The following is a 15,204-nucleotide window of genomic DNA, read 5'->3' as shown; positions in this document are numbered from 1 at the left end:
GCTGCGATCGCTCGTAGCGGGAGGCGAATCATACAGCGTTACCGCCTGCTGTCAACTGCCTTTTGCACCGCTGCCGATCGAAGGACCGAAGCCCTTCCGATACTACCTGAAACGTTCAACTCGTTGAATATCAAGGAGTTTTTCGTTTCGACTACGTCGGAAGTGGGGCGCATTATAAGGGGATTCGAAACCCCGTCAACCGTTATTTTCATAAATCTTTAAATAAAGAGCACAGCACAGACAAAACGGGGAGGCCTACTGGCCTCCCCGTCTTCAGAGATGAAGCTACCCTTACTCTGCCTTCAAGGTTATGCGCGCAAAAGCCTTCTTGCCCGCCTGGCACACATGGGTCGCCCCCAGGGCAAAGACGAAGCCACGATCGACCACAGCGCCATCGACCTTCACACTCCCTGCATTAAGCAGGTCACGAGCAGCAGCCGAGTTCTTCACCAGCCCTGCCTTGTTCAGGACCGCAGCGATCGGCATGTCTTCGGCCGCCGCCACCTCGACCTGCGGCAGATCCTCAGGCAGTTCGCCATCCTTCATACGGTTGCCTGCCGCACGATGAGCGCTGGCCGCCGCCTCTTCACCATGGAAGCGGGCGACGATCTCCTCCGCCAGCTTGATCTTGATATCGCGCGGGTTGGCGCCGTTCTCGACATCGGCGCGGAACTGGTCGATCTCTTCCATCGAACGGAAGCTCAGCAGCTCGAAGTAACGCCACATCAGCGTGTCCGGGATCGACACCAGCTTGCTGTACATCACCCCAGGCGCCTCCTGGATACCCACATAGTTACCCAGCGACTTGGACATCTTCTTCACGCCGTCGAGCCCCTCGAGCAGCGGCATGGTCACGATGTTCTGCGCTTCCTGGCCATAAGCCCGCTGCAGCTCTCGTCCCATCAGCAGGTTGAACTTCTGGTCGGTGCCACCCAGCTCGACGTCGGCCTTGAGCGCGACCGAGTCATAGCCTTGCACCAGCGGGTAGAGGAACTCGTGGATCGCGATGGGCTGATTGCTGCTGTAGCGCTTGTCGAAGTCGTCGCGCTCGAGCATGCGGGCAACCGTGTACTGCGAAGCCAGGCGAATGAAGTCGGCCGGCGTCAGCTTGTCCATCCAGGTGGAATTGAACGCGACCTCGGTCTTGGCCGGGTCGAGGATCTTGAACACCTGCTGCTTGTAGGTCTCGGCATTCTCCAGGACCTGCTCGCGGGTCAGCGGTGGGCGGGTGGCGCTCTTGCCGCTCGGGTCACCGATCATGCCGGTGAAGTCACCGATCAGGAAGATGACCTGATGGCCAAGGTCCTGGAACTGGCGCAGCTTGTTGATCAGCACCGTGTGGCCCAGGTGCAAGTCTGGAGCGGTCGGATCGAAGCCCGCCTTGATACGCAGAGGCTGGCCGCGCTTGAGCTTCTCCGCCAGTTCCGACTCGACCAACACCTCTTCCGCACCGCGCTTGATAAGCGCCAGCTGCTCTTCAACCGACTTCATATGACAGACCCGCAAGGCTCAGATTCAAGGGGAGCCAACCATACAAGATCGGCCATCAAATACAAGTTTTGCAAAGGAATGTGACCCGAACGGCGTGTCGCGGCGTCTACGCGCCCTTGCGTGAAAATGGATTTGGTTATATTTTATACAGTTATTTCATCTTCATCATGTCATTCATCTTTTCCTTTTCACCTTTTTCAAAGTCACTTCACCTATGACCAACGAAACGCCTAAAGCGCCCCCGCTTTATCCGAAAAGCCATTTGTTGGCCGCCAGCGGCATCGCCGCCCTCCTCAGCCTGGCCTTGCTGGTATTCCCCTCCAGCGAGGTCGAAGCCAAGAAAACCACGCTGAGCCTGGAGCTGGAAAGCCCGGCCGAGCAGCTGCAGGACGCGTCCAAGGCAGCCCCACTGGTACAGGCCAAGGGCAGCCAGGATTCGCCCTTCGCCCAGATCGACACCGCCGAACCACCGGCCGAGCAGACCGCCGAGCAGGCCCCTGCGGTCGAGGAGAAGGACCCCGGCCACCGTGAAGTCACGGTCGCCCGTGGCGATACCCTGTCCACCCTGTTCGCCAAGGTCGGCCTGCCCGCCAACGTGGTCCATGACGTACTGGCCAGCAGCAAGCAGGCCAAGCAGTTCAGCCAGCTCAAGCATGGTCAGGTGCTGCAGTTCGAGTTCGACAAGGACGGCCAGCTGGCCAGCCTGCACAGCAAGGTCAGCAGCCTCGAGAGCATTCGCCTGACCCGCACCGCCAAGGGCTACAGCTTCGCTCGCGAAGTCAGCAAACCAGTGGTACGCACCGCCTACGCCCACGGGGTCATCAAGAGTTCCCTGTCGGCTTCCGCGCAACGCGCGGGCCTGTCCCACAGCATGACCATGGACATGGCACGCATCCTCGGCTACGACATCGACTTCGCCCAGGACATCCGCCAGGGCGACGAATTCGACGTGGTCTACGAGCAGAAGATCATGGACGGCAAGGTGATCGGCACCGGCAACATCCTGTCCGCCCGCTTCACCAACCGCGGCAAGACCTACACCGCCGTGCGCTACACCAACAAGCAGGGCAACACCAGCTACTACACCGCCGACGGCAAGAGCCTGCGCAAGGCCTTCATCCGCACCCCGGTGGACTTCGCCCGCATCAGCTCGCGCTTCTCCAATGGGCGCAAGCACCCGATCCTGAACAAGATCCGCGCCCACAAAGGCGTCGACTACGCCGCACCGCGAGGCACGCCGATCAAGGCCGCCGGCGACGGCAAGGTGCTCCTGGCGGGGCGCCGCGGCGGCTACGGCAACACCGTGATCATCGCCCATGGCAATACCTACAAGACCCTCTACGGTCACATGCAGGGCTTCGCCAAGGGCATCAGGACCGGCAGTTCGGTCAAGCAAGGCCAGGTCATCGGCTACATCGGCACCACCGGCCTGTCCACCGGGCCGCACCTGCACTATGAGTTCCAGGTCAATGGCGTGCACGTCGATCCTCTGAGCCAGAAAGTGCCCATGGCCGACCCGATCGCCAAGTCCGAGCGCCAGCGTTTCCTGCAACAGAGCCAACCCCTGATCGCCCGCATGGACCAGGAAAAGGCCACCCTGCTCGCCGCGAACAAGCGCTGAGCCCATGGCGCTCTACCTGGGGGTGATGTCCGGTACCAGCCTCGACGGCCTGGACATCGCCCTGATCGAACAGGGCGAGCAGCACCAACTGCTCGCCACCCACTACACCCCCATGCCCTCGGACCTGCGCCAGGACCTGCTGGCCCTTTGCGCCAGCGGCCCCGACGAGATCGCCCGCGCCGCACTGGCAGAAAACCGCTGGGCCAGGCTGGCAGCCGAAGGCGTGCGCCATCTCTTGCTCAGCCAGGGCCTGCAGGCCGATGCCATCCGTGCGATCGGCAGCCATGGGCAGACCATCCGTCATGAACCGATACGCGGCTTCACCGTGCAGATCGGCAACCCCGCCCTGCTGGCCGAGCTCACCGGGATCTGCGTGGTCGGCGACTTCCGCCGCCGCGACGTTGCCGCCGGTGGCCAGGGCGCGCCGCTGGTGCCTGCCTACCATGAGGCACTGTTCGCTCATCTGGGCCAGCGCGTGGCGATACTCAACGTGGGCGGTTTCAGCAACCTCAGCCTGATCGAGCATGACAAACCGGTCCGCGGCTTCGACTGCGGGCCGGGCAATGTGCTGCTCGATGCCTGGATCGAACGCAAGCGTGGCCAGGCCTATGACGCCGATGGCGCCTGGGCGGCCAGCGGCACGCCGAACCCTGGCCTGCTCGCCAGCCTGCTGGCGGACCCGTTCTTTGCCGGCACCGGCCCCAAGAGCACCGGCCGCGAAGTCTTCAACCTGCCGTGGCTGGATGCCCATCTGTCGGCACTGCCGCCTTGTCGGGACGAAGATGTCCAGGCCACCCTGCTGGAACTCACTGCACGCAGCATCGTCAACTCGCTGAACGGCGCCCAGGCGAACACCGAAGCACTGCTGGTCTGCGGTGGCGGGGCTCGCAATGGCGCGTTGATGCGCCGCCTGGCCGAGCTGCTGCCGGCCGCCAAGGTCGACAGCACCGCCGCCCATGGGGTCGATCCCGACTGGGTCGAGGCCATGGCCTTCGCCTGGCTGGCCCATTGCTGCCTCGAGCGAATCCCCGGCAACCGCCCCAGTGTCACCGGCGCCCAGGGCCTGCGCATACTCGGCGCCATCTATCCGGCCTGACCCACCCCACAAAGCAAAACGCCGCGCAATCGCGCGGCGTTTTCATGCCAACGGCAAGGCTCAGATCGAGAACGAGGAACCACAGCCGCAGGTGGTGGCGGCGTTGGGGTTCTTGATCACGAAGCGCGAACCTTCCAGGCCTTCCTGGTAGTCCACTTCGGCGCCTGCCAGGTACTGGAAGCTCATGGGATCGACCACCAGGGACACGCCTTCGCGCTCGACCACGGTGTCGTCCTCGGCCACTTCCTCATCGAAGGTGAAGCCGTACTGGAAACCGGAGCAACCACCGCCCGTCACGAACACGCGCAACTTCAGACGATCATTGCCCTCTTCGGTGACCAGGGTCTTCACCTTTTGCGCAGCCCCTTGGGTGAATTCCAAAGCGGTGGGGGTGAAGGTTTCGACGCTCATGTTGATTCTCCCGGCGCAGTGCCGCCATAAAACTCGATGACGCGCATTATCCGCTTCTCCGAGAAAATCGGTCAACAATACGTAAGCCGCAAGCTGAAAGCTGAACGCGGAACACTCACTTGCAGCTTGCGGCTGCTGTCAGGGCAGCAGACCGGCGTGCGACAGGCCCATGCGTTCGTCCAGGCCGAACAGGATGTTCAGGTTCTGCACCGCCTGGCCGGAAGCGCCCTTGACCAGGTTGTCGATCACCGACAACACCACCACCAAGTCACTGCCCTGGGGACGATGCACGGCGATGCGGCAGACATTGGCACCACGCACGCTACGGGTCTCTGGGTGGCTACCGGCCGGCATCACGTCGACGAACGGCTCGTCCGCGTAGCGCTTCTCGAACAGGGCCTGCAGGTCGACCGAGGTGTCGGCGACGGTCGCATAGAGCGTGGCGTGAATGCCACGGATCATCGGGGTCAGGTGCGGCACGAAGGTCAGGCCGACGTCCTTGCCCGCGGCTTGGCGCAGGCCCTGGCTGATTTCCGGCAGGTGGCGGTGGCCCTTGACCGCGTAGGCCTTCATGCTCTCGCCCGCCTCGCAGAACAGCGAGCCCACCGAAGCACCCCGGCCGGCGCCGCTGACACCCGACTTGCAGTCGGCGATCAGGCGTGACGGGTCAGCCAGGCCGGCTTCGAGCAGCGGCAGGAAGCCCAGCTGGGCGGCCGTCGGATAGCAGCCAGGCACGGCGATCAGACGGGCCTGGCGGATCTTCTCGCGATTGACCTCGGGCAGGCCGTATACCGCATCCTTGAGCAGCTCCGGCGCACCGTGGGGCTGGCCGTACCACTTGCCCCACTCCACGGCGTCCTGCAGGCGGAAGTCGGCGGACAGGTCGATGACCTTGGTCCCGGCCGCCAGCAGCTCGCCGGCCAAGGCGTGGGCAACACCGTGGGGCGTGGCGAAGAACACCACGTCGCAGGCGCCCAGGGCCTTGCTGTCCGGCACGCTGAAGGCCAGGCCGTCATAGTGGCCACGCAGGTTCGGGTACATGTCGGCTACCGCCACACCGGCCTCGGAGCGCGACGTGATGACCGCCACCTCGGCCTGTGGATGCTGTGCCAGCAGACGCAACAGTTCGACGCCGGTGTAACCCGTGCCGCCGACGATACCGACCTTGATCATAACGCTTGCCCCTTATCAACGAGCCGACTGGAAAACGCACGATAATAGGGGTGCGAGCCGCCTGTAACAACTCTTGGGGTGACCCTTCGGGCGCTTGGCCTCTACTATCTGACGACCGTGAAAACCTGAAGGAACTCCCTCCATGCTCTATCTATGGATCAAGGCGCTGCACATCGTCAGCGTGGTCTGCTGGTTCGCCGGACTGTTCTACCTGCCCCGGCTGTTCGTCTACCACGCGCAAAGCCAGGACAACATCAGCCAGGAGCGCTTCGTCACGATGGAGCGCAAGCTCTTTCGCGGCATCATGAACCCCGCGATGATCGCCACCTATGTCTTCGGCATCTGGATGCTCTACCTCACCCCGGGCTGGCTCAGCCAGGGCTGGCTGCATGCCAAGCTCACCCTGGTCATCCTGCTGACCGTCTACCATCACATGTGCGGCGCCCAGCGCAAGCGCTTCGCCGCCGGCAACAACACCCGCAGCCATGTGTACTACCGCTGGTTCAACGAAGTGCCGGTGCTGTTGCTGCTGGGCATCGTGACTCTCGTGGTGGTCAAACCGTTCTGAGCCCAACCATCCCCTGACAGGAGCCCCGCCATGCCCTTGCCCGCCTCGCTCGAACAACGCCTGCGCCTGCCGGTGGTCGCCGCACCGATGTTCCTGATTTCCAATCCCCGGCTGGTACTGGCCTGCTGCGGCAGTGGCGTGGTGGGCAGCTTTCCTGCCTTGAACCAGCGCGACAGTAGCGGCTTCAAGGCGTGGCTGGAAGAGATCGAGGACGGCCTCGCCAGCTTGCCGACAGCGGCACCCTACGCGGTCAACCTGATCGTCCACCCCAGCAACCCGCGCCTGCAGGCCGACCTGGCCCTGTGCGTCGAACACCGCGTGCCCATCGTCATCACCAGCCTGGGCGCCGTGAAGGAGGTGGTGGATGCGGTGCATGGCTATGGCGGCCTGGTATTCCATGACGTCACGACCCGCCGCCATGCGGAGAAAGCCGCCGAGGCCGGGGTAGACGGCCTGATCGCCGTGGCAGCAGGTGCCGGGGGGCACGCCGGGACCTGGAGCCCGCTCGCCCTGGTGGCCGAGATCCGCCAGTTCTTCGACAAGACGCTGCTGCTGGCGGGCTGCATCAACCATGGCCACCAGGTCCTCGCCGCCCAACTGCTGGGAGCCGACCTGGCGTACATGGGCACCCGTTTCATCGCCACCACCGAGAGCCAGGCCCAAGATGCCTACAAGCAGATGCTGTTGGAGGCCCGCGCTGCCGACATCATCCATACCCCTGCCGTGTCCGGCGTGCCCGCCAGCTTCCTGCGCCAGAGCCTGGAGCAGGCCGGCTACGACATGGACGCGCTGAAGGCCAGCCATGAGCAGGCCCGTCTCAAACCGCTGGATGATGAGGCGAAAGCCTGGAAAACGGTCTGGTCCGCTGGCCAGGGGGTCGGCGATATCCACGACCTGCCCAGCGCTGGCGCACTGATCGAACGCCTGCAGGGCGAATACCGCGAGGCCCTGGCACACAGCCATCGACTGCACGACCGGGCCCTGTAGCAAAAGGCAACACCTTGCCGGGCCACGCTGTACACTAGGCGCCCCGTCCGCCGCTCCAGGAGCCTTGCATGACCCGTTACGCCATGATCACCGGTGCTTCCAGCGGCCTGGGCCTGGCCCTGGCGGAAGCCCTGGCGCGGCGCGGGCGCAACCTGATCCTGGTGGCACGCCATCGCGAGACCCTCGAGCCGGTGGCCATGGAGCTGACCCAGCGTTTCGGTGTCGAGGTGCTGTTCCGCGCCTGCGACCTGAGCCAGCCTTTGCGCTTGTCCGGCTTCGTGCTCGAACTGGAAGAAGGCGAACGGCGCATCGACCTGTTGGTCAACTGCGCCGGCCAACGCGCCTACGGGCCGTTCCTGGCCCACGAATGGGCGGATGAGCAGGACCTGCTGGAGGTCAACATTCTCGCCCTGACCCGCCTGTGCCACGCCATCGGCAACCTGATGGCCGTGCAGGGCGGCGGACAGATCCTCAATGTCGCATCCCTCGCCAGCTTCGCCCCCGGCCCCTGGATGGCCAGCTATGCGGCGAGCAAGGCCTACGTGGTGAGTTTCTCCCAAGCCCTGCGCGAAGAGCTCGGGCGCACCGGGATCAAGGTGTCGGTGCTGTGCCCTGGCCCGGTGCGTTCGCCACGGCGACGCATCCCCAGACTGGAAGGCTCCAGCCGCTGCCTGAGCCCGGAAGAGGTGGCGCTGCATGCCGTGCGCGCCCTGGACAAGAACCGTGCCCTGATCGTACCCGGACGGCGCAACCGCTGGCTGGCCTTCCTGCCACGCCTGCTGCCGCACTGGCTGACGCGCAAGCTGGCCGGGATGATCCATCGTCGCTACTGCCCGCTCGGCGCCGAATAGCCACTGGGCGAGCGGCGCCGCGCTGGTTACACTCGGCCCGGACCCTCACCATGGAGCAAGTGCTGTGGAGACTCTCTTCACCAAGATCATCAACCGGGAGATCCCGGCGAAGATCATCTACGAGGACGACCAGGTTCTGGCCTTCCACGATATCGCCCCCCAGGCGCCTGTGCATTTTCTGGTCATCCCGAAAAAGCCCATCCGCACCCTCAACGACCTGACCGAAGAGGACAAGGGCCTGGCCGGCCACATCCTGTTCACTGCCCAGCGCCTGGCCAAGGAGCTAGGTTGCGAGGAAGGCTTCCGGGTGGTCATGAACTGCAACGAGCTGGGCGGCCAGACCGTCTACCACATCCACATGCATGTGCTCGGCCAACGCCAGATGCACTGGCCGCCGGGCTGATCCAGGGCAACCCCCTCCCCGCCGATTGCGGTAAACTGTCGGGCACACTCTAGCGGAGGTGCCCGATGGCTACCGAACGTCACTACTCGCCGCTCGACCGCTTGTTGCTGCAGGCCGATACCGCCATGCGCACCTTGCTGCCCTTCAGCGGCCAACCTTCTCGTCCCTCCCCGGCCATCGTGCAACCGGACGCCGAGCTGGACGAAGCCCAGACCCGCCATATCGCCGGCCTGATGCGCATCAACCATACCGGCGAGGTATGTGCCCAGGCGCTCTACCAGGGCCAGGCGTTGACCGCCAAGCTGCCGCAGGTACGCAAGGCCATGGAGCATGCCGCCGAGGAAGAGGTCGACCACCTGGCCTGGTGCGAGCAGCGCATCCGCCAGCTGGGCAGCCACCCGAGCGTGCTCAACCCGCTGTTCTACGGTATGTCGTTCGGCATCGGCGCCCTCGCCGGCCTGGTCAGCGACAAGGTCAGCCTGGGCTTCGTCGCGGCCACCGAGCACCAAGTCTGCAAGCACCTGGACGAACACCTGGAGCAGATCCCCCCGCAAGACGAGAAATCCCGCGCCATCCTCGAGCAGATGCGCGTGGACGAGGAGCAGCACGCCGAATCCGCCCTCGAGGCCGGCGGCTACCGCTTCCCCGCACCGGTGCGCCTGGGCATGAGCCTGATGGCCAAGGTGATGACCAAGAGCACCTATCGCATCTAGGGGCACGGCCATGACGGAACGTTTCGACGCCAAGGACCTGGCGCGTGCCGTGGACGCCGGCATTCTCCAGCCGGGCCAGGAGCAGGCGCTGCTGGCGTTCTTGCGCCAGCAGCCGGAAAACCGTGGCACCTTTCAATTGGCCCATGTGGCCTTCTATTTCGGCGCGCTGCTGATCATGGGCGCCATGGGCTGGCTGCTTACCGAAGCCTGGATGCGCATCGGCGACTCGGCCCTGCTGGCCATTGCACTGTTGTATATCGTCCTGCTGACAGGCTTCGCCATGGCATTGCTGCGGCGCCAGCAACCCATCGCTGCCGGGGTGCTGGCTGCGGTCGCGGTAAGCATCGTGCCACTGGCAGTGTTCGCCATCGAGCGCATGTTGGGCTGGTGGCCGCTGGACGACACCCAAGCCGACTACCACCAGTACTACACCTACGTCCAAGGTGGCTGGTTGCTGATGGAAGCGGCCACGGTGCTCGCCGGGCTGCTGATGCTGCGCCTGGTGCCCTTCCCGTTCATCGTGATGCCGATCGCCGTGGCCCTGTGGTTCATGTCCATGGACCTGAGCGAATGGTTCTTTGGCTCGCCATTCAGTTGGGAGCAGCGGCGCACGGTATCGCTATGGTTCGGCCTGGCCCTGCTGCTGGTGTTCGTCGTGGTGGATGGCCGCACCCGTAGGGACTATGCCTTCTGGGGCTACCTGGCCGGGCTGGCGGCATTCTGGGGAGGCCTGACGCTGATGAACAGCGACAGCGAGCTGGGCAAGGCCCTCTACTGCCTGGTCAACCTTGGCTTGATGGGGCTGGCGGTGCTACTGCGCCGGCCGGTGTTCATGGTGTTCGGCGCCATGGGCGTGGCGGCTTACCTCGGCTACCTCTCCTACGAGGTGTTCGCCGACTCGCTGCTGTTCCCGCTGGTGCTGACCTTGATCGGCCTTGGCGTGATCGGCCTGGGGCTGCTTTACCAGAAGCGCCGCGAGCAGCTCAGCCAGTCGCTGCGCGCCCGTCTGCCGAGTTGGTTGCAACAAGCACTGCCAGCGCTGCGCGATTGATGGGCCGGGCAAGCGGCCCTATCAAGTCGAATACCTGCCTCAGCCCAGCTCGACGATCTCGTAGCCGTGGGTAATCTCGACACCGGCGCGATCGAGCATGATCGAGGCCGAGCAGTACTTCTCCGCCGACAGCTCCACCGCACGCTTGACCTGGGCCTCCTTCAGGCCACGCCCCTTGACCACGAACTTCAAGTGGATCTTGGTGAACACCTTGGGATCCTCGTCGGCGCGCTCGGCCTCCAGGAAGGCCTCGCAGCTTTCCACGGCCTGGCGCGACTTCTTCAGGATGCTCACGACATCGAAGCTGCTGCAACCGCCCAGGCCGAGCAGGAGCATCTCCATCGGGCGCACGCCCAGGTTGCGACCGCCAGCCTCGGGCGGGCCATCCATCACCACGACGTGGCCGCTCCCCGATTCGCCGAGGAACATCGCTTCACCGGCCCACTGGATGCGTGCCTTCATGTATCTGGACTCCCTAATGTTCGGAAAAGGCCGTCAGCTTAGACCTTGTGGAGCTGTCGGAAAAGCTCAAGACGAGTCGCTTTCATACCAATACCAGAGGCAGTGTCTGATAAGCTGGCGCCAAATGACTGGCACTTTCCGCCAAACCCCTATAAAAAGCCTATGCGTCATATCGAACAGGATTTCGTGATGGTTGCCTCAGCCCTACCCGCCAAGATCAAGAACATCGACAAGCTGCTCACCCACTGCCAGCGCCGCCGCTATGCCGCCAAGAGCAATATCATCTGTGCGGGCGACCGGGCAGACACGCTGTCGTTCATCGTCAAAGGCTCGGTGACCATCCTGATCGAGGACGACGACGGTCATGAGATGATCATCGCCTACCTCAACAGCGGCGATTTTTTCGGCGAGTTGGGCCTGTTCGAACCTAGCGGCCAGGAACAGCAACGTAGTGCCTGGGTCCGCGCCAAGACCGAATGCGAAGTGGCCGAGATCGGCTACGACAAGTTCCGCGAACTGGCTCGCCAGGATCCGGAAATCCTCTATGCGCTCGGCAGCCAGATGGCCCAGCGTCTGCGCAACACCACCCGCAAGGTCGGCGACCTCGCCTTCTTCGACGTCACCGGCCGCGTGGCCCGCTGCCTGCTGGACCTGTGCAAGCAGCCCGACGCGATGACCCACCCGGACGGTATGCAGATCAAGATCACCCGCCAGGAGATCGGCCGTATCGTCGGGTGCTCACGGGAAATGGTCGGTCGTGTGCTCAAGGACCTCGAGGAACGCAGCCTGGTCCAGGTCAAGGGCAAGACCATGGTGGTCTACGGCACCCGCTAGTCCCGGGGAAGCGCCGCGATCACCTCGTCGTAAGCCTGGCTCAGGCGCTCGAACCAGGGCGCCTCGGGCACGACCTCATGCAGGGCGACATGGGCATCGGCCCGGCAGCGTTGCTCCAGCTCACAACATTCGTTGAAGCGGTTGACCGCCGCGACCATCGACTCACGCTCGTTGTCCAGCAACAGCGCGCCATGCACCAGCACCACCGGGCGTTTGCCGCCCAGCCCCTGGCGCCAGCGCTGGGCCGTGCCGACCAGTTTGCGGCCATCGAGATTGACGTTGTACCGGCCATCGCAGAAAGCGCCATCGATCTCGCCGACCGATGCCACACCGCCCCATTCGCGCAGCACATCGCACAAGGGCAGGCACAGGCGCTCGTAGGCATTCTCGATGCGCCCCTGGTCCCCTTCGCTACGCGGCGCCACATAGACCAGTGCCACGTTCACCGTGGCATGCGACTGCGGCACCGGCTCCCCGCCGGTCTCGCGCAACAACACCGGCCAGCCACTGATCGCCAGTTCCGTGCAGGCAGCCTCGAAGTTCTCCAGGCGGCTCATGCGCCGTGGCATCACCAGGGCGCGGTCGGTCGGGCGCCAGAACAGCACACCAGCTTCGCGCTCGCCACGGCAGACTGCGGCCAGCAGCTCCTGTTCGGCGTGCAGGCCCTGTTCGACGGTAAGGGCCAGAGGTTGATCGCTCATCAGTTTTCCACCTTGTCCATGCAAAGAAGCCGGCATGTGCCGGCTTCAGGGTCGCTCAGTCCAGTTGCTGGACCACGTTGTGCACGGGCCGCTCGGGGAAGAACAGACGCTGCAGCTCCAGCCCCGGCTGCCCGGCGCGCATGAACGCCTCGCCGACCAGGAAGGAATACACCTCGTTGATTTCCATCAGTTCCACGTCGGCACGGTTGAGGATGCCGCTCTCGGTGATGGCCAGACGATCGCGCGGGATGCGCGGCAGCAGGTCGAGAGTGGTTTCCAGGCTGACCTCGAAGGTGTGCAGGTTGCGGTTGTTGACGCCGACCAGCGGGGTGTCGAGGGTCTGCAGGGCACGCTCCAGTTCATCGCCGTCGTGCACCTCCACCAGCACGTCGAGCCCGACGTCCTTGGCGGTGGCAGCCAGCTCGGCCATGCGCACGTCATCCAGCGCGGCGACGATCAGCAATACGCAGTCGGCGCCCAGGGCACGGGCCTCGACGACCTGGTAAGGGTCGATCAGGAAGTCCTTGCGGATCACCGGCAGCGCACAGGCCGCGCGGGCCTGCTGCAGGTAGGCATCGCCGCCCTGGAAGTAGTCCACATCGGTCAGTACCGACAGGCAGGTCGCCCCACCCTTCTCGTAGCTGGCGGCGATCTCCGCTGGCACGAAGTGTTCGCGGATCACCCCCTTGCTCGGCGAGGCCTTCTTGATTTCGGCGATCACCGCCGGCTGCTTGCGCCCGGCCTGCTCGATCAACGCATTGGCAAAGCCACGCGGGGCATCGGCTGCCTTGGCCAGGCGCTCCAGCTCGGCCAGGCTGACCCGGGCACTGCGCTCGGCCACTTCCTCGACCTTGCGGGCGAGGATTTTCTCCAGCACCGTCGGTACGCTCATGCTTCGTTCTCCTGCTTGAATACCGCGGTGAAGGCACCCAGCTCCTGCAACTTCTCCCAGGCAAGGCCGGTGTGCAGCACGTCATGGGCCAGCTCCACCCCTGCTTTGAGGCTCATCGCGTGATCGGCGGCATACAGCGCGGCACCGGCGTTGAGCACGATCATCTCGGCAGCCTTCTGGCCGTTCTCGGTCTTGCGCCGGCCCAGGGCATCGCGGATCAGCTCCAGCGAGGCCTGCGGGCCCTCGACCGCCAGACCATGCAGGCTCTGGCTCTTCATGCCGAGGTCTTCCGGCTCGACCCAGTACTCGCTGATCTGGTCATTCTTCAGCTCGGCGACGAAGGTCGGCGCGGCCAGACTGAACTCGTCCAGGCCATCCTTCGAGTGCACCACCAACACATGCTTGCTGCCCAGACGCTGCAGCACCTGAGCCAGTGGGCGGCACAGGGCCTGGGTGAAGACCCCGACCACCTGGTGTTTCACACCGGCCGGATTCGTAAGCGGGCCGAGCATGTTGAACAGGGTGCGCAGCCCCAGCTCGCGGCGAGGCCCGGCGGCGTGCTTCATGGCGCTGTGGTGGGTCTGGGCGAACATGAAACCGATCCCCAGGCTGTCGATGCAGCGAGCGACCTGCACCGGAGTCAGGTTCAGGTAGATGCCGGCGGCCTCCAGCAGGTCGGCGCTGCCGCTCTTGCCGGACACCGCCCGGTTGCCATGCTTGGCCACGGTGCAACCAGCCGCGGCGAGAACGAAGGCCGAGGCGGTGGACACGTTGAAGATGTTGGCGCCATCACCACCGGTGCCGACGATGTCGACGACACCATCCAGGCTCTGCAGCTCGACCTTGTCGGCCAGCTCGCGCATCACCGACACGGCGCCGACGATCTCGTCGATGCTCTCGCTCTTCATGCGCATGCCCATCAGGAAGGCACCGATCTGCGCCTCCGTGCACTGGCCGGTCATGATCTGGCGCATGACGCCGCGCATTTCCTCGGTGGACAGGTCCAGATGGCCGACGATACGGCTCAACGCGCTCTTGATATCCATGTTCGTTCCTTAGCGGCGGCCGCCGGTCTGCTTGAGGAAATTGGCGAACAACTCATGCCCTTGCTCGGTGAGGATCGACTCGGGGTGGAACTGCACTCCTTCGATGTTCAGGGCCTTGTGGCGCAGGCCCATGATCTCGTCGACCGAACCATCGTCATGCGCGGTCCAGGCGGTGACCTCCAGGCAATCCGGCAGGGTTTCGCGCTTGACCACCAGGGAATGGTAGCGGGTCACGGTGAGCGGGTTGTTGAGGCCGGCGAACACGCCCAGGTCGCGGTGATGCACCGGGCTGGTCTTGCCATGCATCACCTGGCGGGCCCGCACCACGTCACCGCCGAAGGCCTGGCCGATGGACTGGTGGCCCAGGCACACGCCCAGGATCGGCAACTTGCCGGCAAAGTGCAGGATGGCTTCGATGGACACGCCCGCCTCGCTCGGCGTGCAAGGGCCCGGGGAGACGACGATGCGCTCCGGCTCGAGGGCTTCGATCTGGGCGATGGTCATTTCGTCGTTGCGAATGACCTTGACCTCGGCACCCAGCTCACCGAGGTATTGAACGACGTTGTAGGTGAAGGAGTCATAGTTGTCGATCATCAGTAACATCTGGAGCGAACCTCTTGAATACTGACTTTGGATTCGAACCTTCCCATGCCAGCCACGGGTGCGGACGATCCCGCAAGGGGCGGCAGGTGCAGCGAATGGAAGGCAAACGGGGACGGGCCGGGCAAGCCGGCAGGAGATAAAGTCAGGCGCGCCAACGCCAACGGGCGTGGGCCTTGATAACGCGCATCAGGAGTCTGCTGACGATCAACACGGGGTAGGTCTCGTTCATACGTCACGGCACAGTAGCCTACCGGGGCGGCAGGTGCAATATGCCCGTAAATACCGGGAAACGAATGGACTT

17 protein-coding genes are annotated in these 15,204 nt (G+C 64.3%); 9 read left to right on the top strand and 8 right to left on the bottom strand.

Translation table 11 applies throughout. The annotated features are described in order from the left end of the window. Nucleotides 1–291 precede the first annotated feature (291 nt). Entirely contained in the window at nucleotides 292–1,491 is a 1,200-nt protein-coding gene (gene tyrS / locus NJF35_RS15840; RefSeq protein ID WP_253080165.1) for a tyrosine--tRNA ligase, read from the bottom strand. Between the two features lie 214 nt (nucleotides 1,492–1,705). Between tyrS and NJF35_RS15835 the strand changes: the two genes are divergently transcribed. Together NJF35_RS15835 and NJF35_RS15830 are read left to right on the top strand one after the other, a co-directional pair. Then, a complete protein-coding gene (locus NJF35_RS15835) occupies nucleotides 1,706–3,112 on the top strand; it encodes a peptidoglycan DD-metalloendopeptidase family protein (RefSeq protein ID WP_225786404.1) in 1,407 nt (468 codons plus the stop codon). Nucleotides 3,113–3,116: 4 nt separating this feature from the next. Beyond that, nucleotides 3,117–4,208, top strand: coding sequence for an anhydro-N-acetylmuramic acid kinase (locus NJF35_RS15830; RefSeq protein WP_225786405.1), 1,092 nt, complete (start codon nucleotides 3,117–3,119; stop codon nucleotides 4,206–4,208). 60 nt (nucleotides 4,209–4,268) lie between these two features. On the opposite strand, the gene erpA is transcribed toward NJF35_RS15830, so the two are convergent. Both erpA and argC read right to left on the bottom strand, forming a co-directional pair. Beyond that, the gene (gene erpA / locus NJF35_RS15825) at nucleotides 4,269–4,619 is read right to left on the bottom strand and encodes an iron-sulfur cluster insertion protein ErpA (protein ID WP_225786406.1); all 351 of its coding nucleotides are present in this window, start codon (nucleotides 4,617–4,619) and stop codon (nucleotides 4,269–4,271) included. Nucleotides 4,620–4,757: 138 nt separating this feature from the next. Continuing rightward, complete coding sequence (argC, locus tag NJF35_RS15820; protein WP_225786407.1) at nucleotides 4,758–5,792, bottom strand: N-acetyl-gamma-glutamyl-phosphate reductase; 1,035 nt, start codon at nucleotides 5,790–5,792, stop codon at nucleotides 4,758–4,760. Nucleotides 5,793–5,934: 142 nt separating this feature from the next. Here argC and hemJ point away from each other — a divergent pair, with 142 nt between their 5' ends. The 6 genes from hemJ to NJF35_RS15790 all read left to right on the top strand — a co-directional run bounded on the left by hemJ (nucleotide 5,935) and on the right by NJF35_RS15790 (nucleotide 10,365). After that, nucleotides 5,935–6,360: a protoporphyrinogen oxidase HemJ gene (gene hemJ, locus NJF35_RS15815; RefSeq protein WP_225786408.1), complete on the top strand. Its 426-nt coding sequence runs from the start codon at nucleotides 5,935–5,937 to the stop codon at nucleotides 6,358–6,360. Between the two features lie 30 nt (nucleotides 6,361–6,390). Continuing rightward, a complete protein-coding gene (locus tag NJF35_RS15810) occupies nucleotides 6,391–7,347 on the top strand; it encodes an NAD(P)H-dependent flavin oxidoreductase (RefSeq protein WP_225786409.1) in 957 nt (318 codons plus the stop codon). 68 nt (nucleotides 7,348–7,415) lie between these two features. Further along, on the top strand, nucleotides 7,416–8,198 hold the full coding sequence (locus tag NJF35_RS15805) for an SDR family NAD(P)-dependent oxidoreductase (RefSeq protein WP_225786410.1): 783 nt from the start codon (nucleotides 7,416–7,418) through the stop codon (nucleotides 8,196–8,198). 64 nt (nucleotides 8,199–8,262) lie between these two features. After that, on the top strand, nucleotides 8,263–8,601 hold the full coding sequence (locus NJF35_RS15800) for a histidine triad nucleotide-binding protein (protein WP_045180357.1): 339 nt from the start codon (nucleotides 8,263–8,265) through the stop codon (nucleotides 8,599–8,601). A 65-nt stretch (nucleotides 8,602–8,666) separates the two neighbouring features. Continuing rightward, nucleotides 8,667–9,314, top strand: coding sequence for a 2-polyprenyl-3-methyl-6-methoxy-1,4-benzoquinone monooxygenase (coq7, locus tag NJF35_RS15795; protein WP_225786411.1), 648 nt, complete (start codon nucleotides 8,667–8,669; stop codon nucleotides 9,312–9,314). A gap of 10 nt (nucleotides 9,315–9,324) precedes the next feature. Then, a complete protein-coding gene (locus tag NJF35_RS15790; RefSeq protein ID WP_225786412.1) occupies nucleotides 9,325–10,365 on the top strand; it encodes a DUF2157 domain-containing protein in 1,041 nt (346 codons plus the stop codon). Nucleotides 10,366–10,404: 39 nt separating this feature from the next. Here the strand turns inward: NJF35_RS15790 and NJF35_RS15785 are convergent, their stop codons facing one another. After that, on the bottom strand, nucleotides 10,405–10,827 hold the full coding sequence (locus NJF35_RS15785) for an OsmC family protein (RefSeq protein WP_225786413.1): 423 nt from the start codon (nucleotides 10,825–10,827) through the stop codon (nucleotides 10,405–10,407). Nucleotides 10,828–11,016: 189 nt separating this feature from the next. Between NJF35_RS15785 and crp the strand changes: the two genes are divergently transcribed. Beyond that, a complete protein-coding gene (gene crp / locus NJF35_RS15780) occupies nucleotides 11,017–11,661 on the top strand; it encodes a cAMP-activated global transcriptional regulator CRP (protein ID WP_225786414.1) in 645 nt (214 codons plus the stop codon). On the opposite strand, the gene NJF35_RS15775 is transcribed toward crp, so the two are convergent. The 4 genes from NJF35_RS15775 to NJF35_RS15760 are packed head-to-tail and all read right to left on the bottom strand — an operon-like array spanning nucleotide 11,658 to nucleotide 14,903. Then, complete coding sequence (locus NJF35_RS15775) at nucleotides 11,658–12,362, bottom strand: biotin/lipoate A/B protein ligase family protein (protein ID WP_225786415.1); 705 nt, start codon at nucleotides 12,360–12,362, stop codon at nucleotides 11,658–11,660. The two genes, crp and NJF35_RS15775, sit on opposite strands and share 4 nt — an antisense overlap. A 55-nt stretch (nucleotides 12,363–12,417) precedes the next feature. After that, on the bottom strand, nucleotides 12,418–13,254 hold the full coding sequence (gene trpC / locus NJF35_RS15770; protein ID WP_253091246.1) for an indole-3-glycerol phosphate synthase TrpC: 837 nt from the start codon (nucleotides 13,252–13,254) through the stop codon (nucleotides 12,418–12,420). Next, nucleotides 13,251–14,300, bottom strand: coding sequence for an anthranilate phosphoribosyltransferase (gene trpD, locus NJF35_RS15765; protein WP_225786417.1), 1,050 nt, complete (start codon nucleotides 14,298–14,300; stop codon nucleotides 13,251–13,253). The genes trpC and trpD overlap by 4 nt, the downstream gene beginning before the upstream one ends. Before the next feature lie 9 nt (nucleotides 14,301–14,309). Continuing rightward, complete coding sequence (locus NJF35_RS15760) at nucleotides 14,310–14,903, bottom strand: aminodeoxychorismate/anthranilate synthase component II (RefSeq protein ID WP_225786418.1); 594 nt, start codon at nucleotides 14,901–14,903, stop codon at nucleotides 14,310–14,312. Nucleotides 14,904–15,204 lie beyond the last annotated feature (301 nt).

It is taken from the genome of Pseudomonas guariconensis (assembly GCF_024127895.1).
Classification (GTDB): Bacteria; Pseudomonadota; Gammaproteobacteria; order Pseudomonadales; family Pseudomonadaceae; genus Aquipseudomonas; species Aquipseudomonas guariconensis_B.
The sequence above is the reverse complement of the archived record's forward strand: the minus strand, read 5'-3'. Positions and strand labels throughout refer to the sequence as shown.

Bases quoted from the DNA above. Each gene is read 5' to 3' on its own strand.
- tyrS (WP_253080165.1), bottom strand. From the start codon at position 1,491: ATGAAGTCGGTTGAAGAGCAGCTGGCGCTTATCAAGCGCGGTGCGGAA.
- NJF35_RS15835 (WP_225786404.1), top strand. From the start codon at position 1,706: ATGACCAACGAAACGCCTAAAGCGCCCCCGCTTTATCCGAAAAGCCAT.
- NJF35_RS15830 (WP_225786405.1), top strand. From the start codon at position 3,117: ATGGCGCTCTACCTGGGGGTGATGTCCGGTACCAGCCTCGACGGCCTG.
- erpA (WP_225786406.1), bottom strand. From the start codon at position 4,619: ATGAGCGTCGAAACCTTCACCCCCACCGCTTTGGAATTCACCCAAGGG.
- argC (WP_225786407.1), bottom strand. From the start codon at position 5,792: ATGATCAAGGTCGGTATCGTCGGCGGCACGGGTTACACCGGCGTCGAA.
- hemJ (WP_225786408.1), top strand. From the start codon at position 5,935: ATGCTCTATCTATGGATCAAGGCGCTGCACATCGTCAGCGTGGTCTGC.
- NJF35_RS15810 (WP_225786409.1), top strand. From the start codon at position 6,391: ATGCCCTTGCCCGCCTCGCTCGAACAACGCCTGCGCCTGCCGGTGGTC.
- NJF35_RS15805 (WP_225786410.1), top strand. From the start codon at position 7,416: ATGACCCGTTACGCCATGATCACCGGTGCTTCCAGCGGCCTGGGCCTG.
- coq7 (WP_225786411.1), top strand. From the start codon at position 8,667: ATGGCTACCGAACGTCACTACTCGCCGCTCGACCGCTTGTTGCTGCAG.
- NJF35_RS15790 (WP_225786412.1), top strand. From the start codon at position 9,325: ATGACGGAACGTTTCGACGCCAAGGACCTGGCGCGTGCCGTGGACGCC.
- NJF35_RS15785 (WP_225786413.1), bottom strand. From the start codon at position 10,827: ATGAAGGCACGCATCCAGTGGGCCGGTGAAGCGATGTTCCTCGGCGAA.
- crp (WP_225786414.1), top strand. From the start codon at position 11,017: ATGGTTGCCTCAGCCCTACCCGCCAAGATCAAGAACATCGACAAGCTG.
- NJF35_RS15775 (WP_225786415.1), bottom strand. From the start codon at position 12,362: ATGAGCGATCAACCTCTGGCCCTTACCGTCGAACAGGGCCTGCACGCC.
- trpC (WP_253091246.1), bottom strand. From the start codon at position 13,254: ATGAGCGTACCGACGGTGCTGGAGAAAATCCTCGCCCGCAAGGTCGAG.
- trpD (WP_225786417.1), bottom strand. From the start codon at position 14,300: ATGGATATCAAGAGCGCGTTGAGCCGTATCGTCGGCCATCTGGACCTG.
- NJF35_RS15760 (WP_225786418.1), bottom strand. From the start codon at position 14,903: ATGTTACTGATGATCGACAACTATGACTCCTTCACCTACAACGTCGTT.